The sequence below is a fragment of the Actinotignum schaalii genome (assembly GCF_028864145.1).
Lineage (GTDB): Bacteria > Actinomycetota > Actinomycetes > Actinomycetales > Actinomycetaceae > Actinotignum > Actinotignum schaalii_B.
On the sequence record NZ_JARBHJ010000002.1, the window covers coordinates 27754 to 50985 of the forward strand.

The 23232-nt window shown below is 63.8% G+C and carries 19 protein-coding genes; 2 read left to right on the forward strand and 17 right to left on the reverse strand.

Annotated features, from left to right (window positions below):
* Positions 1 to 40: 40 nt before the first annotated feature.
* The 16 genes from PWJ82_RS00755 to PWJ82_RS00830 form a co-directional block, all read right to left on the reverse strand.
* Entirely contained in the window at positions 41 to 856 is an 816-nt protein-coding gene (locus PWJ82_RS00755; RefSeq protein WP_274733208.1) for a polyphenol oxidase family protein, read from the reverse strand.
* A gap of 82 nt (positions 857 to 938) precedes the next feature.
* Entirely contained in the window at positions 939 to 2150 is a 1212-nt protein-coding gene (gene ftsZ, locus PWJ82_RS00760) for a cell division protein FtsZ (RefSeq protein ID WP_274734875.1), read from the reverse strand.
* Positions 2151 to 2381: 231 nt separating this feature from the next.
* On the reverse strand, positions 2382 to 3272 hold the full coding sequence (locus PWJ82_RS00765) for a cell division protein FtsQ/DivIB (protein WP_274734876.1): 891 nt from the start codon (positions 3270 to 3272) through the stop codon (positions 2382 to 2384).
* Complete coding sequence (gene murC / locus PWJ82_RS00770) at positions 3269 to 4624, reverse strand: UDP-N-acetylmuramate--L-alanine ligase (protein ID WP_274734877.1); 1356 nt, start codon at positions 4622 to 4624, stop codon at positions 3269 to 3271. Before murC ends, PWJ82_RS00765 begins: the two co-directional genes overlap by 4 nt.
* The gene (murG, locus tag PWJ82_RS00775) at positions 4621 to 5712 is read right to left on the reverse strand and encodes an undecaprenyldiphospho-muramoylpentapeptide beta-N-acetylglucosaminyltransferase (RefSeq protein ID WP_274734878.1); all 1092 of its coding nucleotides are present in this window, start codon (positions 5710 to 5712) and stop codon (positions 4621 to 4623) included. The genes murC and murG overlap by 4 nt, the downstream gene beginning before the upstream one ends.
* A complete protein-coding gene (locus tag PWJ82_RS00780) occupies positions 5709 to 6947 on the reverse strand; it encodes an FtsW/RodA/SpoVE family cell cycle protein (RefSeq protein WP_274734879.1) in 1239 nt (412 codons plus the stop codon). The genes murG and PWJ82_RS00780 overlap by 4 nt, the downstream gene beginning before the upstream one ends.
* A complete protein-coding gene (gene murD, locus PWJ82_RS00785) occupies positions 6940 to 8514 on the reverse strand; it encodes a UDP-N-acetylmuramoyl-L-alanine--D-glutamate ligase (protein WP_274734881.1) in 1575 nt (524 codons plus the stop codon). Before murD ends, PWJ82_RS00780 begins: the two co-directional genes overlap by 8 nt.
* Complete coding sequence (mraY, locus tag PWJ82_RS00790) at positions 8511 to 9596, reverse strand: phospho-N-acetylmuramoyl-pentapeptide-transferase (protein WP_016442544.1); 1086 nt, start codon at positions 9594 to 9596, stop codon at positions 8511 to 8513. Before mraY ends, murD begins: the two co-directional genes overlap by 4 nt.
* Positions 9596 to 11038, reverse strand: coding sequence for a UDP-N-acetylmuramoyl-tripeptide--D-alanyl-D-alanine ligase (locus PWJ82_RS00795; protein ID WP_274734883.1), 1443 nt, complete (start codon positions 11036 to 11038; stop codon positions 9596 to 9598). Before PWJ82_RS00795 ends, mraY begins: the two co-directional genes overlap by 1 nt.
* A gap of 5 nt (positions 11039 to 11043) precedes the next feature.
* Complete coding sequence (locus PWJ82_RS00800) at positions 11044 to 12648, reverse strand: UDP-N-acetylmuramoyl-L-alanyl-D-glutamate--2,6-diaminopimelate ligase (protein ID WP_274734884.1); 1605 nt, start codon at positions 12646 to 12648, stop codon at positions 11044 to 11046.
* On the reverse strand, positions 12648 to 14501 hold the full coding sequence (locus PWJ82_RS00805) for a peptidoglycan D,D-transpeptidase FtsI family protein (RefSeq protein ID WP_274734886.1): 1854 nt from the start codon (positions 14499 to 14501) through the stop codon (positions 12648 to 12650). Before PWJ82_RS00805 ends, PWJ82_RS00800 begins: the two co-directional genes overlap by 1 nt.
* 17 nt (positions 14502 to 14518) lie before the next feature.
* Positions 14519 to 14908 (reverse strand): hypothetical protein, encoded by a 390-nt coding sequence (locus PWJ82_RS00810; RefSeq protein ID WP_016442540.1) that lies wholly within the window; start codon positions 14906 to 14908, stop codon positions 14519 to 14521.
* Positions 14905 to 15891, reverse strand: a complete 987-nt coding sequence (gene rsmH / locus PWJ82_RS00815; RefSeq protein WP_274734887.1) for a 16S rRNA (cytosine(1402)-N(4))-methyltransferase RsmH — start codon at positions 15889 to 15891, stop codon at positions 14905 to 14907. The genes PWJ82_RS00810 and rsmH overlap by 4 nt, the downstream gene beginning before the upstream one ends.
* Before the next feature lie 112 nt (positions 15892 to 16003).
* Positions 16004 to 16435 (reverse strand): division/cell wall cluster transcriptional repressor MraZ, encoded by a 432-nt coding sequence (gene mraZ, locus PWJ82_RS00820; RefSeq protein ID WP_274734889.1) that lies wholly within the window; start codon positions 16433 to 16435, stop codon positions 16004 to 16006.
* 347 nt (positions 16436 to 16782) lie between these two features.
* Positions 16783 to 17190 (reverse strand): DUF3040 domain-containing protein, encoded by a 408-nt coding sequence (locus PWJ82_RS00825; RefSeq protein WP_274734890.1) that lies wholly within the window; start codon positions 17188 to 17190, stop codon positions 16783 to 16785.
* A 69-nt stretch (positions 17191 to 17259) separates the two neighbouring features.
* Positions 17260 to 18579, reverse strand: coding sequence for a DNA polymerase IV (locus tag PWJ82_RS00830; RefSeq protein ID WP_274734892.1), 1320 nt, complete (start codon positions 18577 to 18579; stop codon positions 17260 to 17262).
* Positions 18580 to 18711: 132 nt separating this feature from the next.
* Between PWJ82_RS00830 and PWJ82_RS00835 the strand changes: the two genes are divergently transcribed.
* Positions 18712 to 19545, forward strand: a complete 834-nt coding sequence (locus PWJ82_RS00835; RefSeq protein WP_231366666.1) for a spermidine synthase — start codon at positions 18712 to 18714, stop codon at positions 19543 to 19545.
* Here the strand turns inward: PWJ82_RS00835 and PWJ82_RS00840 are convergent.
* Positions 19542 to 20663, reverse strand: coding sequence for a PAC2 family protein (locus PWJ82_RS00840; RefSeq protein ID WP_274734893.1), 1122 nt, complete (start codon positions 20661 to 20663; stop codon positions 19542 to 19544). The genes PWJ82_RS00835 and PWJ82_RS00840 overlap by 4 nt on opposite strands.
* A 267-nt stretch (positions 20664 to 20930) precedes the next feature.
* Between PWJ82_RS00840 and PWJ82_RS00845 the strand changes: the two genes are divergently transcribed.
* Positions 20931 to 23204 carry a HelD family protein gene (locus PWJ82_RS00845; protein WP_274734894.1) on the forward strand — a complete coding sequence of 758 codons (2274 nt, stop codon included), beginning with the start codon at positions 20931 to 20933 and terminating at the stop codon, positions 23202 to 23204.
* The last annotated feature ends 28 nt before the right edge of the window (positions 23205 to 23232 follow it).

The following is a 23232-nucleotide window of genomic DNA, read 5'->3' on the forward strand; positions in this document are numbered from 1 at the left end:
TCCCATAGCAGCCAACCCTTCTCACTGTTCTCGTTTTACGTTAGGCGACACGCCCGGCCTTGTCAGCACGGCGCGCCGCGGGCGCGTTACAGTCCACCGCGAGCACTCCAGCAAAACGGCCGGTGCGCGATGCACGGCGGTAGGAATAAAAATCGGTATCTTCACGGGTGCACTGAGAACTGACGTGGATCTCACGTACCCCGACGGCGCGTAGCTGAGCGCTGAGCCCGGCCGCGATATCAAGGGAGGGAGTGCCCCAGGCGGTGCGCCCGGCAGCTTCGGGAACGCTCGCGGCAACGCTGGCCCGAAGTTCCTCGGGCACTTCATAGCAGCGCCCACAAATGGACGGGCCAAGGTAGGCGATGAGGTGCTCCGGCCCGAGGGCGCGCGCGGCGGCCGGCCCGATACCGGCCTCCAGTCCACGCCGCCCCACGTGCACGGCAGCCCCGGCAGGGCGATCACGCGCCACTAGGAGCAAGGGGAGGCAATCGGCCACCATGACTACCGCAGCAGCACCTCTCGGCACCGGTGCGGTGCCCGAGCTACGCGGAATGTCAATGAGGAGGCCGTCGGTGCCGGGGGCCACGAAGGTACCGGCGGAAGTCAGAACGCCGGCATCTTCAAGGTGGTCCCCGTGCACCTGGTCCATATAGACGGGGCGCTGCCCGATGTGCTCTGCCAGAAGAGCCCGGTTACGCTCCACGTCCGCGGGGTCATCCCCCACGTGGTGGGCCACATTGAGGCCCGCAAAAGGAGCGTGGGATACCCCGCCGGCGCGGGATGTGAATCCCGCCCGGATGCGACCACCGGGCACGGAGATATCCGCTACCCACTCCACCAGAGCGTTACGAGTCATTACTGCCTGAGTTTTCCTATGCCCTATGTTTCCCTAGTTCTCGAGCTTTTCCACGGTTTTTCCTAGTTTCCCGCGGTTTCCCTTAGTTTTCCTCGAAGAGGAAGGAGGGAATATCCAGATCGGAACGTTGAGGTTCCTCCACCCGCGGCGGAATGGCGCGGTGGGTTCCCGGGCGTTGTGCAGCCGGCTGCGCTTCGGGCTGGGCCGCCGGATAAGCCGGGCTGGCCACCGGATGGGCCGGGCTCGCCACGGCTTCGACTTCCGGTCCGGGTTCCACCGGGGCCAGATCTTCGATGGGTTCTACGGCCTCGTGCCCGGCGGGCACGCCATCCATCTGCAAAAGGTGGTCACGTGCCTCGTCGAAGCCCGCGGCAATCACCGTCACGCGCACCTCGTCACCAAGGGACTCATCGATAATCTGGCCAACGATAATATTCGCGTTCGGATCCACCGCTTCCTTGACCATCTTGGAAGCGGAGGCGAGCTCCTTCATACCGAAGTCCGCGCCGGCCAGGAAGGAAATAAGTACGCCGTGCGCCCCGTCAATTGAGGCTTCCAGCAACGGGGACGAGATGGCGCTTTCGGTGGCGCGCACCGCTCTATCTTCCCCGGAGGCCGAACCGATACCCATGAGCGCGGTACCCGCGTCCTTCATAATGGCCTTGACGTCCGCGAAGTCGAGATTAACCAGGCCCGGAATGGTAATAAGATCCGAAATTCCCTTAACGCCCGAGCGCAGCACCTCATCGGCGAGGTGGTAGGCCTCAATAATGGTGAGGTCTTCTTCGGCGATCTCCAGGAGGCGATCATTGGGGATAACAATGAGGGTATCCACCGCTTGGCGCAGTTCCGCGATACCCATGGAGGCATTATTAGCGCGCTGGGCACCTTCAAATTCAAAGGGACGGGTAACGACGCCGACGGTCAGCGCCCCCAGATCCCGAGCCACCTTGGCAACCACGGGGGCGGCACCGGTGCCGGTTCCCCCGCCTTCACCCGCGGTGACAAACACCATATCCGCACCTTCGAGGGCGCTTTGGATAACTTCCACGTTTTCTTCCGCGGCGCGCTTACCCACCGAGGGATCCGCGCCCGCACCCAGGCCCTTGGAAACCTCACGGCCAATATCGAGTTTTGTTTCCGCTTCGGATTTCACCAGGGACTGCCCGTCGGTGTTAACGGCAATAAATTCCACACCGGCAAGTCCGTCTTGAATCATGCGGTCAACAGCGTTGACACCGCCCCCGCCGACCCCGATGACTTTGATATTGGCGGCGTTATTGACTACGGCCATGAGTTTTCCTCCCGAACCTCAAGTAAAACTTGAGGTTTTTCGTTCCTGACTTCGCGGAAAAGATAGTAGGTGAATGACAACGGTGCAATTCCCCGCGCTGGTGTGTTGCGAAGTGATCTGCGCTACGGTGTGGAAATCCGGTCGAACGGTCCGGTAATCGCTCAGAACGGTGCGGAGATTACGTCGAGCGGTGCGGCGGTGGTCTGCATCGGTGCGATAACCGGTTCAGGATTAATGAACGACGACGGCGGTGGGCTCTGACACGTCGTATACCTGGCCAGGAACGCTAATCACGGTGGCCAGTGCTGCCGCTTTCAGATCGGAGCGTTGAGCATCGCCCCAGATCACCTTCTGCCCGGAGTTGAGATCGAGTCCGACCCGCCCGCTATCGCTTACCGATACCCCGGCTACCTGGGCGCGCACATCCTCCTTCAGGCTTGCGAGTACATCGAGGGCGATGCGAATACCCGGACCGTCGTTCCCGTCCTCGGAGCGGGTGGCAGGCCCAGGTGTGAGGCTTACTCGCGGGAGATTTGCTTCCACCTCGGGGAGAACCGGGAAACTCACGCCGTCCCGGTCCATGGCGGAGCATGTTCCTTTGTTCACCAGGCAGGCTACCGGCTCGCGCACGGTGAGGGTGACCTCCAGTCCGTGGAGGTAGCTGCGGCGTAGCTGCGCTTCCTTGATAGGTGGAAATTGCTCGCTTAGATCGGTGGCAAGAGCTTCGGTATCCAGGCGTGGGAGCGGGATTCCCGAGCGTTCGGCGAGGGCGGCGGTGACGTCTTCCGCGGTCACCGCCGCGTTCGCGGGGATACCCGAGACGGTAATATCGCTGACCCGCAAGGCCAGGAGCGGGCTAAAGAAAATCACCCAAGCCAGGGCGGCAAGCGCGGCGAGTACCGCACCAACCACCCCGAGGCGCCGCCAGCGCACCCGGCGTTTCTCAGAAGCTTTTTCTTCGAGGCGCTCGTCCAGGGATACCGTTGTGGTGCTCGCTAGGTCGGCTAGCGGGGCGTCGCCGTCGTCGTATACCACCGGGGCGGTGGCTGCGGTGGGAACGTAGGTGATCTCCGCCCGCGGATTAATATCGCGTGCGGAGCGACGCCGGGATGGTTCTTTCACCGCGCTGTCCCCTCCCCCAGCGCCGCCAGTATTTCGGGCCCCAGAGCGGTCACGTCGCCGGCCCCCATGGTGAGCAGCAGATCCCCCGGCTTCGCGCTTTTCGCGAGCGCCCGGGCAGCCTCGTGTTTATCGGCAATAAAATGCCCAGCTCTTCCCATGCGGGAAGTGATCATATCGCCCTCGATGCCGTCGAAAGGCGTTTCGCGGGCCCCGTATACGGCGGTAACAATGGCGGTATCCGCCAGTTCAAGAGCGGTGGCGAAACGATCCGCGAAATTGCGGGTGCGCGAATACAGGTGCGGTTGGAAGAGGACTCGCACGCTACCCTCACCGGCCTCGGCGCGGGCGGCGCGCAAGGTAGCTTCCACTTCGGTGGGATGGTGGGCGTAATCGTCGAAGAGTCGCACTCCCCCGACCTCGCCGCGCAGCTCAAAACGCCGCCCCGTCCCCGTAAAAGTCTCCAGACCGCGGGCCATATCGGCCAGGCTCACGCCCAGTTCTAGACCTGCGGCGGCCGCTCCGGCCGCGTTGAGTTCGTTATGGGATCCGGGGACCTGGAGGGAAAGCGGCGCGCGGCTTTCCCCGCACCGTAGTGCCCCGTCCTCGAGAGCCACGTGGGCTTCCGCGCCAGGGAGCGGTGCGCCCCGCCCGTAGCTCACCACCCGAATACCTTCGTTTACCGCTTGAGCGCCCAGGCGGGCCGCACCGGCGTCGTCGCCGCAAACAATGAGGAGCCCGCCGGGGACGATGCAGCGCGCGAATTCCGCGAAGGCCTCTTCAAAAGCTTCCCGGCTACCGTAATGGTCGAGATGATCGGGTTCGACGTTGGTGACCAAGGCGATACGGGGCCGGTAGTTGAGGAAGGAAGCATCTGATTCATCAGCTTCGGCAACGAGGACCTTCCCGGTGCCCAGATGCCCTCCGGAGCCGTGCCCGCGTACGCTCCCGCCAATCGCCCAGGACGGTGCCTGGCCAGCTTCCTCCAGTGCCACCGCCAGCATCGCCGACGTGGTGGTTTTTCCGTGCGCGCCGGCCACCGCCACAAAATCGCGATCCCCGCTCGCGAGGGAGAGAGCTTGGGAGCGGTGGATGACGCGGGCACCGAGCTGGCAGGCCCGCGCGAGCTCGGGGTTATCTTCCCGGATGGCGGAGGATACCGCCACGAGGGTGTCGGCGCTCAGGCGCTCCGGTTTCGTTCCGATCCACAGGGTGATGCCGGAATCCGCTAGGCGCTCCGTGGTGGCCGAGGCGCGGGCGTCGGAGCCGGTCACGGTCCAGCCTTCGGCATGCAGCAGATCGGCGATCACACTCATGCCTGCCCCGCCGATGCCGATGAGATGGATATGTGTCACCTGAGAACCTCCTCAATAAGATCAGCGAGCCGGGCTGCGCCGTCGGCCGGGCAGATGGCGCGCGAGGCCTGGGCCATGCGGGTGCGGGTGGATGCGTCGGTGACGATGTCCAGCACGGCACCCACCGAGTCCGCAGTGAACTGGGCATTGGGGATGAGTAGCGCCCCGCCGGCAGCCACAACGTCCGCGGCGTTGCGCGCCTGTTCCCCGTTGCCGATAGGGAGCGGAACGAAAACGGCGGGGATACCCAAAGCGGAAACTTCCGCCACGGTGCCGGCTCCGGCGCGGCACACCACGGTATCGGCCACCGCGTAGGCAAGTTCCATTTCTTCCAGATATTCGAGCACGCGGTAGCTGGGGATGGTAGCGGCGGTGCGCTGGGCCGCGGCGGCTTTGCCCCGCCCGGTGAGGTGAAGTACCTGCACGCCGGCGGCGGCGCAGCGGGAGGCGGCGGCGGTCATCACGTCATTGAGGTGAGCAGCACCCAGGGAGCCCCCGGTAACCACGAGGGTGGGTAACAGCGGGTCTAATCCGAGGCGCGCCGCTGCGGCGGTGCGTGCTGCTGCCCTATCAGCGCTGGCCAGGGCCGCGATGGCGGGGCGTAGCGGCAGCCCGACGGTGCGGGTGATGCCGCACGCGGCGCGCAGCGGTGTGGAGGGGAAGGTGAGGGCGACTGCGGCCGCGCCCCGTGCCCCAAGTTTATTGGCGAGGCCCGGCAGTGCATTCTGTTCGTGCACCACCACCGGGATGCCGGCGCGGCGCGCAGCCGCGTAGACGGGGGTGGAGGCGAAACCTCCAAAACCAACTGCCAGCTCGGCTCCGGCCGCGGTGAGAATACGGCGTGCTTGACGTATCGCCCGCGGGAAAGCCACGGGAAAACGTAGCGCGTCCTTATCGGGACGGCGCGGGAACGGTGCGCGTTCCACGGTGGCGAAATCGAAGCCGCTGGAGGGAACGAGGTCTTTTTCCATGCCGGTGGCGGTGCCGACCACGAGGATACGGTGCCCGCGCCCGGCGAGTTCGTGGGCGGTGGCCAGTAGCGGATTGACGTGCCCGGCGGTTCCCCCGCCGGCGAGCACTAGTGTCACGAAGTCCTCCTGATAACTGCGCGCACCCGGCCCGCGAGTGAGCTGGAGCGCCGGAACGATTCTTTCACGCCCGGGACCGCCAGGGCTGCCGCCACGCAAACTCCCACCGCCATGAGGCAGGAGATCACGGAGGAGCCGCCCTGACTCATGAAGGGAAGCGGCACTCCGAAAACGGGCAGCAGGCCGGTAACAACGAACATATTTGCCACGGCCTGTCCGCATAGCCATAGGGTGGCTCCCCCGGCCACGAAACGGCCGAAACGGTGCGGGTGGTACATGCAAATGGTGAGAAGGGCGTAGCCGATGGTGCCGAGCAGCACGATGACGACGGCACACCCGAAGAAGCCGAGTTCTTCTCCCACCACCGCGAAGATGAAGTCGGTATGTGCTTCGGCGAGGTTCCCGGGCCATTTTTCAATTCCGGTGCCCAGGCCGGATCCGCCCGGCCCCCCGGAGCCGAAAGCCCAGAGCGCGTAATCAGCCTGGGAAGGCGTTTGCCCGGTGGGAAGCGTGAAGAGATTTTGGAAGAAGTCTTGGATGCGGGTGATGCGCGACCGGCTGGAAAAAATAAGCACGACGACGAGGAAGAAACCCAGCGCCCCGCTAATAAGGAAATAACGGCCCGGGAAGCCGGCCATCCAGAACATTCCCACGCCGATGAGAAGGAAAATGAGGGCGGTTCCCATATCGCCACCCACGAGCACCGCGCCGATGGACGCGCCGGTGATGGCAATGGGGCCGCTCCAATCGGAGAGCTGGAAGTGGGCGCCTTGCACCATGCGCCCGAGCACCGCGGCCAGGGCCACCACCATGGCGAGTTTGAGGAATTCGGAGGGCTGGAGCCGGATGGGGCCGAAGGCAATCCAGTTGCGGTTACCGGCAACGGAGGCACCCAACGGGGTGAGCACGAGCCCCTGCAAAAGGATCCCGAAGCCGAGGGCCAGGCCCCACAGGCGCTGGAAAACAGCGAGGGGAATACGCGCGCAGATCACCGCCAGGACGGTGCCGATGGCGGCGTAGGCCATCTGGAGGTAGGCGGAGCGGAACAGGTTGGGGCCGTCTTCGTATTCGGCCCGCACCGCCCCGGGGGTGATGGCGGAAAACACCATGAGGAGCCCGAGGAGAGTGAGAATCGAGGTGGCCACCACGAGGAGGAGGATGGAACGGTGCATGACGTTGCGCACGCGTTCCTCCGGGATACTCGGTGCCTGCGGCTTCTCAGTTCGCTCACGCATGAGGCGCCTCCGTGGAGCTATCCGGCGTACCGTTATCCTGCACCGTCTCCGCTGCCGGGGCACCGTCCCCCGTTACAGCGCTACCTTCCAACGGGGCGGGCAGGGCGCGCACGGCCGCGGCGAAGCGATCACCGCGATCCGCGTAGGAGGTGAATTGGTCCATGGAGGCACTGGCGGGAGCCAGCATGACGGTATCCCCCGCCTGTGCGTAGCGCGAGGCAGCCAGCACCGCGCGCGCCATGGGTTCGGAGGCCGCAGGATCGATATAGGTGACGGGGAGGTTCGATCCGTCCAGGGCCGCGTGCCAGGGTTCTTGGTTCACGCCAATAACGACGACGGCGCGCAGCCTGTCCCGCACCTGTGCCACGAGGGACTCAAAGCGGGCGCCCTTGGGTTGCCCGCCCACGATCCACACGCAGGTGCCTTCGGCCAGCGCGGAGACGGACGCGAGAGCAGCATGGGCATTGGTGGCTTTGGAATCGTCCACGTAGCGCACCCCGGCGCGTTCGCTCACGGTCTCGATGCGGTGGTGGCCCGGGCGCATGTGCTGGAGGCCAGCGCGCACCACCTCCGCGGGAATATCAATGGCCCGAGTGAGGGCCACGGCGGCCAGGGCGTCCCAGATGAGGTGGCGCGGCAGCGCCGCGGTGCTGGGAGCCAGATGGGCGACGTCGTTCAACGAAGCGATCTCCACGGCGCTAGTCCACCGTTGCTTCCCGTAAGCACGGTCCACGATAAGGCCGTCCACGATGCCGATCTGGCCGACAGCGGGAATTCCGGTGGTGATGCCAATGGCACGCGCGCCTTCGCGCACGTCCGCGCTATCGACCATGCTTTGGACGGTGTTATCGCCCACCGGGTAGACCGCGGCGGTGTGCACATGTTCGTAAATGCGGGCTTTCGCGGCGGCGTAGGCGGCGCGACTGCCGTGCCATTCGAGGTGGTCGTCGGCAATATTGAGGCAGATGCTGGCAGCCGGTTCCATGGTGTGGGTGGTGCGCAACTGGAAGGATGAGAGCTCCAGGGCGAAGGCACGCGGGGCATCCGGGCCGGTGGCGCTCACGGCGGTGACTGCGGGATTGCCGACGTTCCCGATGGGTTCGGCCCCTAGGTGTGCGGCACGCAAAATATGCGCCGCCATGGTCACCGTGGTGGTTTTGCCATTGGTGCCGGTGACGGCGAGCCACGGGGCGGCCTGCCCCGCACCGTCATGGGCGCGCAGGCGCCAGGCCAGTTCAATTTCGGACCACAATTCGATACAGTGGTCGGCGGCCGTAGTAAAAAGCGGGCCGATTTCGGGTATGGCGGGTGCGGGGATAATGACGTCGGGCCGCCACGCCAGCACTTTGCGCGCCAGTTCGGCCGGGGTCGGGTCGCTGCCGCCGGTGTCCACTGGGAGCGCGGTGACCGCCCCGAGTTTAGTAATATCGGCGTCCCAGACGCTCACACGCGCCTCGGTGAGCTCGGTCAGCGCCCGCGCGCAGGCCCGCCCTGATTTCCCTAAACCGACGACGGCGATACGGCGCCCTGCCAGTTCCGCCGCACCCGGATGTTGCCACTCACTCATCTTTGCATCAACCACTCAGCGTAAAAAATACCCAGGGCGATAAAACCGCACAGGGCTTGGATTACCCAGAAGCGCACCACAACCGTGACTTCGTTCCACCCTTTGAGTTCGAAATGGTGGTGGATAGGTGCCATGCGGAATACCCGTTTTCGTGTCATTTTGAAAACGCCCACCTGGACTACGTCGGAGATGACTTCCAGGAGGTAAAGCCCGCCGATGAGCACGGCGAGGAATTCGGTGTGGGTGTAGATGGACATTCCCGCGAAAACGCCGCCCAGGGCAAGAGAGCCGGTATCCCCCATGAAGATCTGGGCCGGCGAAGTGTTCCACCAGAGGAATCCGATAAGCGCTCCGACGAGAGCCACCGCAATGATATTGAGATCACGCGGGTCGCGGATGGGGTAGCAACCGGGGGCGGCGTCCACGAGCCCGTAGCAGGGGTGGTTGCTTTGCCACATGGTGATGAGGGTGTAGACGCCGAAAGCGATGATGGAGGCACCGGTGGATAGGCCGTCGAGGCCGTCGGTGAGGTTGACGGCATTGGACCAGGCGGTGATGAGGAAATTCGCCCAGATAATGAAGAGGATAATGCCGACGGCGGTGCCGGCGAAGGCGAGACTCAGGCCGGTATCGCGCACGTGGGAAATGCGCATGGATGCCGGGGTTCGGTTGTTTTCATCCGCGAACATGAGGGAAAGCACCGCGAAGGCGACACCAACAATCCCCAGGCCGGCGATTTTCGCCCAGGGGGTGAGCCCCAGGCTTTGTTTGCGGGAAATCTTGGTGAAATCATCGGCGAAGCCCACGCCCGCCATGCCGATCATGAGTCCGAGGAGGAGGATTCCGGACATTCCCGGGCTGCGCCCAGCCCCGATATTTCCCACCAGGTAACCGATAACAACCGCCGCCACGATAGCCAGGCCTCCCATGGTGGGGGTGCCACGCTTGACGAGGTGCGAGGTGGGGCCGTCCTGGCGGATAAATTGGCCGAATTGCTTGCGCACGAGGAAGCGGATGAGAAGAGGGGTCCCGAATAGGGTGACGAGAAGCGAGACCGCAAAAGCGATAATGAGCGCGAGCACTATTCCCCCTTGAGGCGGGTGGCGATGTGCCACACACCCGAGCCGTGCGAACCTTTGATGAGGAGTGCCCCATCCGCATTGAGCATATCGGAGAGCACCGCCTCGGCTTCTTCCCACGCGCCGACGGCGCGGGCGGTGATACCGGCGTCACGGGCTACCTCCGCGAGCGCCGCCATCTGGGGACCCACCGCGATGAGGAGACTCACTCCGGCGGCTTCGAGGGCCGGGAGGAGGGCGAGGTGTTCTTCCCGAGATGTCGCGCCGAGTTCAAGCATATCGCCGAGAATCGCGGCTTTGCGCCCGTTCCCGAGCTGTCCGAGCGCGGCGATGCCGGCGCGCATAGAATCCGGGTTGGCATTGTAGGAGTCGTCGATGATGAGGGTGGAGCCGCGGCGGAATACATCCATACGGTGGGCGCTGGCAGGCCCGCTGGATAGCCCCGCCACGATGGCGGGCAGGCCGACCCCTGCGGCGGACGCGGCAGCTGCCGCCGCGAGTGCATTCATGACTTGGTGTTCCCCCACGAGCCCGAGGCTGACCCTTGGAGCGGACGGCGCCGACGGTGCCGACGGTGCATACGAGGCGGACGGCGCGGGGCTGGCTGCGCCGTCGTTCATATGAAGAGTGAAGCTTGCCCGACCGTCACTTCCGAGGGTGATGTCGGTTGCCGTCACGTCCGCTGGATGCACGCGCCCGAAAGTGTGTACCCTGCCGCTCGCGACCTTCCCGGCCATGGCAGCAACTCGCGGATCATCGGCGTTGAGGATGGCAATGCCGTCCTCCCGCAGACCTTCCACAAGTTCCGCTTTAGCGCGCGCCACGTTCTCGATGCCCCCAAATTCACCCAGGTGCGCGCGGGCCACCACCAGCACCACGGCAATATCCGGGGGTGCGATAGAGGTGAGGTAGGCGAGGTTGCCGATATGGTCGGCACCCATTTCCGCAACTAGAGTGGCAGTGCTAGCGTCAACACGAAGCACCGTAAGGGGCAAGCCGATTTCGTTATTGAGTGATCCCGGTGGGGCAACCACGTTCCCGCGTTCCCGGCATATCGCGGCAAGAAGATCCTTCGTGGTTGTTTTCCCTACGCTCCCGGTCACCGCGATAACCCGCAAGTCGGGGTTGAGTTGGCGGGCCAGTTCAAGATTGTGCCGGGCCAGGCGTCCGAGCGCCGCGGGGATATCATCGACCACGATAATACGCTCGGCTTCGGCGCCACCGGCCAGGGCCGCTGGGCCGTCCTCGGTGAGGATGAGGCTGGCTCCTGCCGCGCGCGCCTGGCCGCTCAGGGTATTCGCGTCCACGCGCGCGCCTTTCACGGCGGCGAATAGCACACCGGGGGTGATGGCGCGAGTGTCGATAACCGCCCCGGTGACCTCACTATCGCACAGCGGTGCAAGCGCGGTCCCGGCGACAGCGGCGACAACCTCCGCGGAGGACATGGGAATCATTGCGTGTCTTTCTGTTCTTGCGTGTCTTTGTCGAGTACGCCGCGGTGAGCCCGGGCAGCTAGCGCCGCCCGCGCTACCTCGCGGTCGTCCAGCGGAATGTTACGCCCCCCGGCCACCGGTTGATAAGTTTCGTGCCCGCGCCCGGCCAGCAGCACGGTATCCTCCGCTGCCGCATCACGGATGGCGGTGCGCATGGCGGTGGCGCGATCAGCGATCTCCACGATGCGGGCGGGGCTGTGCGCACTGCGGGCCCCGTCCAGGAGCGCGGCGCGAATCGGTGCGGGATCTTCTTCGTGCGGATCGTCGTCCGTGATGTAAACGACGTCGGCCAGTTCGGCCACCGCCCGCCCCATCTCGGGGCGTTTGTCCACATCACGCTCCCCGGCGCTTCCGGTCACCACGATGAGCTGACCGCTGGTGGTGGGGCGCAGAGCATTGATCGCCAGGCGCAGCGCCGCGGTATTATGCGCAAAATCAACGACGACGCGCGGCACCTTGCCCACCACTTCCATGCGGCCGGGAACTTGCGGGGTGAGCCCGGCACCCACCACCGCGCCAACGGCGCCTCGGTCCGCTCCACTTTCCAGCACCATGGCCACGGCGAGCGCGGTATTGGCGATATTGAAATCTCCGGGCAGGCCGGTGCGCACCGTCATCTCCCAGCCCTCGCTGTGGGCCAGCGTGAAAGATGTAACGGGGCCGCGCTCGATATCGCGCACCTGGTATCCGTTCCGGCCATCAAGCTCGGAGAACACCGCGAGGGCCACGGTGGGAACCTCGGTTTCCCCGGCCAGGCGCTTGCCCCAGTCATCATCGACGGTGATAACTGCCCTACGTGAACAGCTCGGCGTAAAGAGGCTGCGTTTGGCTTGATAATAGTTTTCCATGGTGCGGTGGTAGTCGAGATGGTCCCGAGTGAGATTGGTAAATCCTGCCACGCTGAAGACCACGGGGCTGGTACGGTGCTGGGCCAGAGCGTGGGAGGAAACCTCCATGGATACGTCCGTCCCGCCCCGTTCCACCAGGAGGGCGAGCAATGCTTGCAAATCCGCGGGCATGGGTGTGGTCAGATGCGCCGGGGCGCAGAGGTCCGCAATTTTTGTTTCCACGGTTCCTACCAGCCCGGTGGTGCGGTCCAGCGCGGTAAGCAAGCCGTCCAGGAGATACGTCGTCGTCGTTTTACCATTGGTGCCGGTCACGGCGAAACTGCGCAAGCGTTCGGCTGGCTCCCCGTAGATGCGGGCCGCAATGGCACCCAGGTGTGCTGCCGGGTCCTCCACCACGAGGAGAGGAAGCTCCACCCCGGCCTGCGCAATGAGAGCTGCCCCGGTGGTGTCGGTGAGGATGGCGCGTGCGCCCCGTTGCGCCGCCTGGGGGGCAAAGCGTGCCCCGTGGGCGTGAGCACCGGGCAGCGCGGCGAAAAGCGCCCCCTCATGCACCGCGCGCGAATCGGCAGTCACGGAAGTGACTGCGGTGCCGCTAGCGCTGCTCGAGGCTGTATCGTCAGCGTGCACTTCCCCCGAGGGGACGCGCGCTTCCACGCCCGGAATTTCACTGAGCGCCACCGGACGCACCTGCGGAAGGGGGAATTCGTCACTCACTAGTTGCCTACCTCGGATGAAAACCACGGATATTTGAAAAGCGGAACGGTGCTGGGTGGCACGCCCAGGTGCCGCATCGCGAAAGGTGCGAAGTTCGCGAAAACAGGCACCGCGGTGTCACCACCGTATCCGGCCCCGGCCCCGCCGTAGACCGCTATCGCTACCGCGATCTGCGGGTCTTCGGCAGGGATGGCCGCAATAAAGGTACCCACACGGCGGGTGAGGTTTCCGTTGGCGTCCGGAACCTGGGCGGTGCCGGTTTTACCGGCCACGTTGTAGCCTGGAACTTTGCCGCGCCACCCGGTGGATTGGTTATTGGTAACCGCCTGCATCATATTCATCATGGTGCGCGAGGATTCCTCGCTCATGACGCGGTGGCTTTCCCCGGGAACGGTGGGGGTGGTGCGCCCATTGGCATCGGTGGTGGAGTCCACCACGTGGAGCGGGATATAGACTCCCCCGTTGGCGATAGTGGCCCCGATTTGCGCGAGTTGCACGGTGGTAGCCGCCCATCCCTGCCCGAACATGGTGGTGTAGCGATCACGCTGGCCCCACTGCTCCGGCGGGCGCACAATGCCGCCAGATTCGGCTGGCAATTCGATCCCGGTGGGGCTTCCCAACCCGTAGCTGCGCATATAGTCATAGCGCACGTTATCGTCCACCGTGTCGCCAATCTGGACGAGTCCGGTGTTATAGGACTGCGCGAGAATCCCAGCCACCGTCATCCCCTGGGTGGGATGCGGGTCATTATCGGAGATATTTTCACCATTAGGCATGGTGATGGTGTCCGGCACCGTGAACTGGGTGAGCGGAGTGACGGTGCCGGTATCAATGGCCGCGGTGAAGGTGGGGAGCTTACCGGAGGAGCCCGGCTCGACCGGCGCCTGCACGGCACGCGAGCCCCAAGAATCCGGACTCGCTTCCTGGAGACGCGAAGGATCGGGGGCGTGGGAATCGGCGAGGGCGAGCACCCGCCCCGTCCCCACTTCAATAACAACGGCGGCGCCCCAATCCGCGGCATTGGCGTCCACCGAAGCGTCGAGGGATTCCATGAGGGCGTTTTGCAGATCGCGGTCGATGGTGAGTTTCACGCTCGCACCGTTGACCGGATCCACGCGTTCGGTTTTCCCATTCGGTACGACGGCGCCGCCTCCGGCGGTTTGCACCGTCAAGCGCCCATCGGTGCCAGAAAGCGCATCATTGAAGGTGCGCTCAATCCCAGCTTGCCCGGTAGGAACCGGGTTATCTGCGGTTTCCCCGACGTAACCGAGCACGTTTCCGGCCACCGAACCGTTGGGGTATTCGCGTTTCATGAACTGTTCGGGTTCGATTCCCGGAATTCCCAGCGCGTTGATTTCCCGCCATTTTTCGGGGGAAATATCCCGGGCGATATATACAAAGGTGGATTTTTTCTCACCGCCCAGGAGGGTGCCTCCCAGTTCCGCCCGATCTACGCCGAGCAGCGGTGCGAGTACTTTCGCAGCTTCTGCCGCCCCGGTGCCTTCCACGATGAGCTGGTCATTGACATCCAGAACGTAGTCCCCGTTGGCATCGGTTTGGTAGTGCCGATAGGAGCCGATGAGATTCTGGTTGACGCCCACGTTATAGCGTTCCACTGAGGTGGCGAGAACCGCCCCGTTGGCGTCCACAATATCGCCCCGTTTGGCCTGCAGGGTATAGGTACGGGTGCGGAAAGCATCCGCCGAGGCAGCCAGGGCATCGGCACGAATAAATTGCAGGTCGATGAGCCGTACCCCGAGGATCCCCAGCGCGAAGAAGAAGATAATCGCCATGGTGCGCACGCGCCGTACGTGCGGCTGCGCGGACTTCCAGCGGCGGGCTAGTTCCTTCATGCGGCTCTTCCTTCGTGTCACTCCCCCGGAATCGGAGCAAGAATCGTAGCGGACCCCAGGTCCATGTGCTGAACGTCCGTGGCGGGGACGAGGCCGAGGGCCTGCGCGCGTTCCTTCAGGCCTTGCGGAGTGGAGGCCCCCACCACTTCATCCGTGAGGGTGGACTCCACCGATTGCGCGACCGCCAGCTCCTGCTTGACGGAGCGGATTTCGTACGCCGTGCCTACCATACGCGTATTAAGCGCGAAAACTGTGGCAAACGCGCCGAAGAAGAGCGCCAGGCAGATGATCACGGTGCCGAGGAAGCCACGGTGCGCCGCCGGGGTGGGGATAAGCGTGAGTTCGGGACGCCCCGAGATCACGGGGCGGGTACGCGGCGCTGCAACAGCGTGGGGCTGTGCGCTCATAGCTGACCTCCGGGACGGATTTTCTCGGCAGCGCGTAAGCGAACGGACGCGGACCGGGAGTTGCGGGTAATTTCTTCTTCGCTGGCTCGGATCGCTCCTCGGGTGAGGAGCTCCAACCAAGGTTTATGTTCTTCAAGTTCAACGGGCAGTCCCTTGGGTGCCCGAGAGGTGGCCCCGGCGGCAAAAGCCCGTTTCACCAGGCGGTCTTCCAGGGACTGGTACGCTTCGACGACGATGCGCCCACCCACCCGCAAAGCGGCGAGGGCTGCCGGCAAGGCCCGCTCAAGTGTTCCGAGTTCGTCATTCACCGCAATGCGCAGCGCCTGGAAAGTGCGTTTGGCGGGATTTCCCCCGGTGCGCCGCGCCGGGGCGGGGATGGCCGAACGCACGATATCCACCAGTTCGCCCGTGCGGAGCAACGGGGCACTGACGCGCCGTTGCACAACGGTGGTAGCGATACGATGGGCGAATTTTTCTTCCCCGTACTCGCGCAAAATCCGAGTGAGCTCACCTACCGATTCTTCCGCGAGGATATCTGCGGCGGTGCGCCCGACCTGGGCGTTCATACGCATATCAAGCGGAGCATCGTGGGAGTAGGAGAACCCGCGCTCGGTTTCATCCAATTGCAGGGAGGACACTCCCAAGTCCATGAGGATTCCATCCACGGGGCGATTGCCCGCTGCCGCGGCCACGTCGTCGTACGTGGTTTGGACGGGGCGGAACCGCTTCCCGAAACGGGCCAGGCGCTCCCCCGCCAAAGTAATGGCTGCGGGATCGCGGTCAATTCCGATAACGGTGAGGTTCTCGAAACGCTCGAGGAAGGCTTCGGTGTGCCCGCCCATCCCGAGGGTGCAGTCAATGAGGACGGGGGCGGGAACCTGGAAAGCGGGAGCCAGGAGCTCGATGCAGGTGTCCACAAGCACCGGGGCATGCAGCGCGTTCCCGGCGGCGCGCGGCGCGCCCGAGGTACGTGCTGTCTCCATCCTGTGCCCTTCTTATTGCGGCGCCCGCGATAGTGATCCCCCGCGAGCGATCTGAAGCTGGGGAAGTGCCTCAGAGCTCTCGCGAAAGACCGCCACCGCGATCACGCGATTCCTAGAAGAGGCCGGGGATGACCTCTTCTTCCCTATCGGCGAAAGCCGATTCTTGATCCTCTAGGTAGACCGCCCACGCGGCGCTATCCCAGATTTCGACCCGGTTGCCCGTGCCGATAACCGCGAGGTTGCGATCCAGGCCCGCGTACGTGCGCAACATCGCCGGGATGGTGATTCGTCCCTGTTTATCAGGGATGTCATCCACGGCGCCGGAGAGCAGCACGCGGGTATATGACCGCGCCTCTTTGGACGTCAAGGGGGCTTTAGCCAGGGTTTGCTGCAATTCCACAAAATCCGCGAGCGGAAAGACGTAGATGCAATGTTCCTGACCGCGCGTCATCACCAGCCCGCCCTGGAGCTGATCACGAAATTTGGCGGGCAGAATGATTCGACCTTTGTCGTCCAATTTGGGCTCATATGTGCCGAGGAACATCTACCGCACCCCCTCTCGTGGCGCTTGCCTCCACTTTACTCCACTTTACTCCACCAGTTTGCCATGACAAGGGTATGTCGCGCTAGTGATTCTTAGAAAAGCCCGCCATAACAGGGAAAACCGAGTGGAGTGCCGGTGGAGTGCGATGGGGTGTTCAGGGGTGAGGAATGCCCGATTTGTCATGCGAGACGCTCAGCGAAGCAGAACGTTCGGTAGCGCGGGGCGCTCGCACCCAGCTGCGTCGTCGTATCTATAAAAAGAAAACGGTGAGAGGATCGATATCCTCTCACCGTTATGGGTGCCGAGTTTGAGCTACCGGACGAACCGGGCCAGCGCTACCGTAGTTTCTAGTGCTCGCCGCGGCGGCGCTTTTCCCAAATTTCTTGTTGGCGTTGCATAAAGGACGCTACCCCGCGCGGCCCCGATGCACTCGGGGATCCCGCACCTCCGGCAGGCACCGCAACTTTCTCAGTATGTACACCCGAGAGCGCATACCATACCGAGGCAAACATGATGATGACGCCGAGCAAACCAAGCCACCACATCTTCGGTGCAGAAATTCCACCGATCAGAATGGCGATACCCGCGACCAGCCCGAGAATCCCGAGTACGAGATTGCGCACGGACAGTTGCCGACTGATGGCTTCTACTTCCGGCGCAGCGGGCTTCATATTACGTGCGAAGCTGGGATCCTCGTTGGTGAGCTGCGCTTCCAGCTCAGCGAGCATCTTCTTCTCGTAGTCCGATAGGGCCACTGTGCCTCCTTGTTACTGTACTGCCGCCAGTCTACCGTGCCCGGCGCACCAGCGTCACGATATGTTGTGTCACGATACACCGTTTCCGAGCCCTGCGCGCCCACCGGGTACGGCATCGCCGCGCCCCGTCCCACCGTGCCCCGTTCCGGTGCCTCCCGCCCCATCGTCGTGGCCCGTACCACGTGTCTGCAAGAGGCTTGCTGGCCCGAGTGCCCCGGCTCCGAAGCGCGAACGCACCGCATCCATGGCACTCTCGGCCTCCCCGCGGCGCGGATCATCATCGAAAGCAAGCTGTTGGAAACCGCCCTGCTCACTCAGGTTCTCCACCCGCAAACCCAGAAGCCGCAAGCCCGCGGCGGTGACCTCCACCCCGTCCAGCAGCTCGCGGGCACGTTCGTAAATCTCTGCGGCAACCTGGGTGGCTTGCGGCAAAGTTGCCGACCGGGTAATGGTGGTGAAATCTGGGAACCGTACCTTAATCACCACGGTGCGCCCAACCAGGTCTTTTGCACGCAACCGGGTGGCGGTGTCATGGGCCTGGGCAAGCAGAATGCGCTGAAGCTCGCCCCGGTCAGCCAGAGGATCGAAAAAGGTTTCTTCGCGCCCGATGGATTTTTCCTCACGGCTCGGGGTAACGGGGCGCGGGTCGACACCGCTGGCCAGCTGGAAGAGGTGATCCCCGGCCGCGGCGCCGACGAGGCGGCGGAGTTGATCAGGACCGGCTGCGGCGACGTCCCCCACCGTTTCGATCCCGTGTAAACGCAAACGTTCTCCGGTACGCCCGCCCACTCCCCAGAGCGCTCCGGCAGGTAAGTCGTGCAGAAACTCGAGGGTGGCCGCGGCGGGAATGAGGAGCAGCCCGTCTGGTTTGGCGTGTGCGGAGGCAATTTTGGCCACGTGTTTGGTGGCGGCGATCCCCACGGAGGCAGGCACCCCAACCTCGGTGCGGATACGTGCGCGCAGCTGCTGGCCAATATGTACCGGGGAGCCGAAAAGCCGGCGTGCTCCCCCGACATCCAGAAAAGCTTCATCCACGGAGAGCTGCTCCACCAGCGGGGTGACCTCCCGCAAAATCGCCATAATTTTTTCCGATACCGCGCGGTAAAGCTCCAGGCGGGGGGTGAGCATAACGAGATGCGGGCAGCGCCGCCGCGCCTGCCCCACCGGCATCGCGGAATTCACCCCGAAGGCACGAGCCTCGTAGGACGCTGCCGCCACGACGCCCCGTTCCTGGCCACCCACCGCGACGGGGCGCCCGCGCAGCTCCGGGTGGTCGAGGAGCTCCACGGATACGAAAAAGGCATCCATATCAATATGGAGGATGGGAGTGCGGGAATCGTCATCGCCCCAGGAATGGCGGGCGGCGCGTGATCGCGGTGCGCGTGACATAAGCCCTCCGTTTCCTCTCACTCCATTTTCTCGCCCGGTTTCCGTTCGCCAGGTTACGCTCGCGTATCCTCACGCGCGGTTTCGTTTTCCGAGTTCCCCTCGTTACGGTGCGCTCTCCATTAGGCTGGAGCTGTGAGTGTGCCTACCGAACCCGTGCGAACTGATTACGCCCTCGCCGAACTGGATCGGCGCTCGGATCGCCCTTCCCTCGTGACCCTCTACCTGGATGGGGTGGAATCCTCCGCCTTGGATCTTGACGATCCCACGTATCTAGAATTCGAGTATATGCAACAGTTTAGGTGCATTCTCGAAGCCATGTATCCCAAGCTCCAGCCGCTGCGAGTTCTCCACCTGGGGGCAGCCGGATGCGCTTTTCCACGGGCCCTGGATGCCGCTCGGCCCGGCTCACGCCAACTCGCAGCGGAAATTGACGGCAAACTCGCCACCTACGCACGCGAATGGTTCGATCTGCCCCCGTCCCCGCGTTTGCGTATCCGAGTGCAGGACGCGCGCGTCACCCTGGACACCACGGCGGCGCGCTGGGACGTGGTGGTGCGCGATGCTTTTGCTGACCGTGATGTTCCGTCCCATTTACGTACCGGCGACGCCGCTGCGCGAGTCGCCGAAGTTCTGCAACCCGACGGTGTGTATCTCCTCAACTCGGTGGCCTCCACCGGCCTGACCCGCTTCGCGAATGAATCACGGGCCCTCCTCGAGCATTTCGAGTATGTGCTAGCGATTATGGATCCGGCGGTGCTGCGCGGGCGTCGCTTCGGAAATATCGTATTGGCTGCCTCCCAGCGAGAATTCGCTTTCGCGCAGATCGAGCGACTGGTTCGCCGCCTCCCACTGCCCGCGCGCATGGTGGGACGGGCGGATTTACGCCGGCGGGCTCGCGGCGCCATCCTCGAGCGGGATGCCGATATCGGCTACTTACCCGCAGGCGCTCCCCTGCCCGAAGACTAGTCCGCGGCGTGCCGACCGCGCGGGCGCTGAGGCGCCGGGCCCCCGTCTTCCTGGCCGTGGGCATCCGGCTCGCCTGCCGTACGCGGCTCGGCCTCAGTATGTGCTTCGGCGCTGGACCGGTGCCCACCACTGGCATGCTGCCACGCAGCCCGCATATTTTTCAGGCGTTCCGTCAGTTGCGCCTGCTCGTTATCGGCGTGCTCCTTGCGCTTGACCATTGAGGCATCCACTCGGGCGAGGAAACTTTCCGCCGCACGCCCAATTTCATCGGCACTGGGAACGGTGAGGCTGTGCTGCGGGGCCTGGATAAGACCCGGATGCCCTTCCGCGCGATCATATTCGGCTTCCAGGGCAGCTACGATTTCCGCGAGCTGCTCATTATGTTCGGTGAGTTGGGCAAGTTGCTCGGATTCTTCGGCGGCACTGGCTTCCAAGTCTCCCAGCGGCAGGCTCAGCCCGGCCGTTTTCGCGAGCATGGAGAGCGCGCTGGCTGCCCCGGCCGCGTAATGGTGCCCGGCAATATACATGGGCACCCGCACCGTCACAGAGAAGGTCGCCACTCCCATCTGTCCGAGACTGTATTCCAAAAAATCTGAGAAGGACGCCGGATACCACACGTCAGCTTCCAGGGCGGGAGCCACCGGATCGGCATTGCGGGTGCGGATGAGCATATCCGGCTGGCGGGTATGGGGTAGTGCCCCGGCCACCGATCCGGCCCGGTAGAGCCGCTTCACTCCCAGCTGCGCGAAAACCGCCATGAGCTCAGAGTTGAGCCCCTGCCAGCAAAAATCTGGTTCGGTACCGAGCAGAAGTAAGAAAGAGGTGCCCTCGATATCTTTGGCGTGGAACAGCCCGAGCGCCGGGATGGCAATGTCTTCCAGCGCACCGTTGAGATAGTGCACCCGCGGGCGCTGCGCCCGATAATCAACCAGCCCGTCCACATTTATATCAGCCACCGGGCTGAGCTCTAGGGTGTAGAGCTGCGAGGCAATGAGTTCTGAAACCGAACCAATGTCATTGATGGGATCGGTGAGATGAACGACGACGCTTTCACAACGCTCCCCGCTCGCCCAGGAATCTTCCTGTTCCCCCTCACAGGGGTAAACGAAATAATTCACCGTGATCCTCCTCCCTCTCCAGCTCGCTAGCTTCCCCTCCAGCCTAGACTACCGGCCCGGCCGAGCGCGCCGGGCGCCGTCGTACTTCAATAACGGCAATCTCTACAACGAGACGTAACCGAACACGGTTCCGGTATTCGCCACCGGCTGATCACTGTCGTTCCCGTCACCGCACTATAGCGCGCCCCGGCGTTTTCCGTCATAATTGATTGTTACTTTTTTCCAGGACACCGCCCGATTATGTTCGGTCATCAGGAGGAGCCGCTCGTGGTCAACGATCCTCATAGCGCGCGCGAGGACGCAATACGGGAAGAACAGCTTTTCGTGGATACTGCGTACCGTGCCCTTGATCGCCAGCGTGAAGCCTATGCCCAGCGCCTGGCTGCGGTTCGCAGCCAGAGCGGTCAGGAAAGCGCCGGTGAGATGACCGAGCGAGACTCTTTCGCCACCCATTACGAAGATAATCTCACCCGCTTGCGGCGAGTCGAAAACCGGCTGGTTCTCGGCCGGCTCGATACCCGCGAGGGTGAAACGGATCATATCGGGCGGATCGGTTTGAAGGACGAAAGCGGAGAGATCTTGCTCCTGGATTGGCGCGCCCCGCAATCCGAACCGTTTTATCGGGCCACCGCCGCACATCCGGGAAAGGTGCGGCGCCGCCGCCATATTCAGACCCGCCTGCGCACGGTCACCGGAGTGGAAGATGAGCTTCTTGACTCTTCGCGTGCCGCCTCAGATCTCAATCTGACGGGCGAGGGCGCCCTCATGGCGGCGATGAATGCGGCGCGCGACGGAAAAATGAACGATATCGTCGCGACGATTCAGGCCGAACAAGACAGTATTATTCGCGCCGATTCTAATAATGTGCTGGTGGTCCAGGGCGGGCCGGGGACCGGGAAAACAGCGGTGGCCCTCCATCGCGCTGCTTACCTTCTGTATACCCATCGCGAGCGCCTGGCGCGTTCTGGCGTACTCATTGTGGGCCCCTCGCCAGTCTTTTTGCGCTATATCGATCAGGTGTTACCGTCACTGGGAGAATCTGATGTCGTATCGACGACGATTGCCGGGCTGGTGCCCGGGGTAACGGTAAGCGCCGTCGATACTGCCCCCGCCGCGGAGATTAAGGGCCGCCTGGTGTGGCGTACTATCGCCCCGCGCGCGGTGCGCACCCTCCTCGAACGCCCGTTGCGCAAGGCCGTGCGGATGCGCATCAGCGGGGTTGATGTATGCCTAACCCCGCAGGATGTCGAAAACGCGCAACGGCGGGCGCGCCGTACAGGTAAGCGTCATAACGAAGCCCGCGATACTTACGCGAAATACCTCGTAGATGTTTTAGCACGGCAGGTGGCCGAGGGCCAGAACGTGGAGCTCTCGGAAAACCCGTGGATTATTGCGGATGTAGCGGAGAGTATTGACGCGCGCCGGGAAATCAACCTGCGCTGGATGCCTTCCTCCGCGGTGGCACTGCTGGAGCGCTTGCTCACCAAACCGCATCTTCTTGCCGAGGTGGCGCCCGAGCTCAATGCTGCGGAACGAGCCGCGTTGCAGCGTCCGGTCGGGCATGGCATGACCATCGCCGATATTGCCCTCATCGATGAATTCGCTGAAGTTCTCGGATCTTTTGCCACCGATGCGGAACGCCACGCCCGGGCGGCACGCGATGCGGCCGAACACAATCGACTCAGCTATGCCGGAGAAACAATGGAGGCGCTGGGCGTGGGCGGCGGGATCGTGAGTGCAGAGCTGCTAGCCGAACGGATGGGTGGACGCGGGGACGGTACCTCACTAGCCGAGCGTGCCGCCGCGGATCGGACCTGGACCTACGGTCACGTAGTGGTCGATGAAGCCCAGGAGCTCTCCCCCATGCAGTGGGAAATGCTCATTCGGCGTAATCCTTCCCGTTCCATGACGGTGGTCGGTGACCTTGACCAACGCCCGGATGGTTCACCACGAGCCGGCTGGGAGGGGTTGCTGGGCCGCCTAGCTGATCGAGTGCGCGTAGAAGAACTCACGGTGTCCTACCGAACACCGGCCGTTATTTTGGATACCGCCGGGGCGGTGCAGCACGCGGCCGGGGTCATGGTGCGCCCCGTGCGTGCGGCCCGTACCGAGGGTGGCGCCGTGGAGATCGCCGAGCGCTGCGCACCCGGAACTCTTACCACGGGCATTATTAGGGCGACGGCGCAGGTGTGCGAACGCTTGGATGCACGTTACGGGCAGGCCGGTACCCTCGGCGTGATCGTGCCGGAGACTCGAGTAGCTCGGGTGGCGGCCACTATCGCAACAGCTCCGGAACTGGCCGGATGGACTGTAGACGTCACCGGTCGTGATGTCACGGCCCGGATCCAAGTTCTCACGGCAGTGCAGTCCAAGGGCTTGGAATTTGACGCTGTCGTGCTCGTGGAGCCAAGTGAGATTTTGGCCGAAGGACCGGGCAATATTTACGTGGCGATGACGCGCCCCACCCAGCTTCTCCACGTGGTTTCTGAAGGCGCGCTCCCGGCCGGGCTCACCGCGAGCGCCGCCGGTGTTGGTTCCTAAGACCGCGCACCCCTTGCGCTGCGGTTCA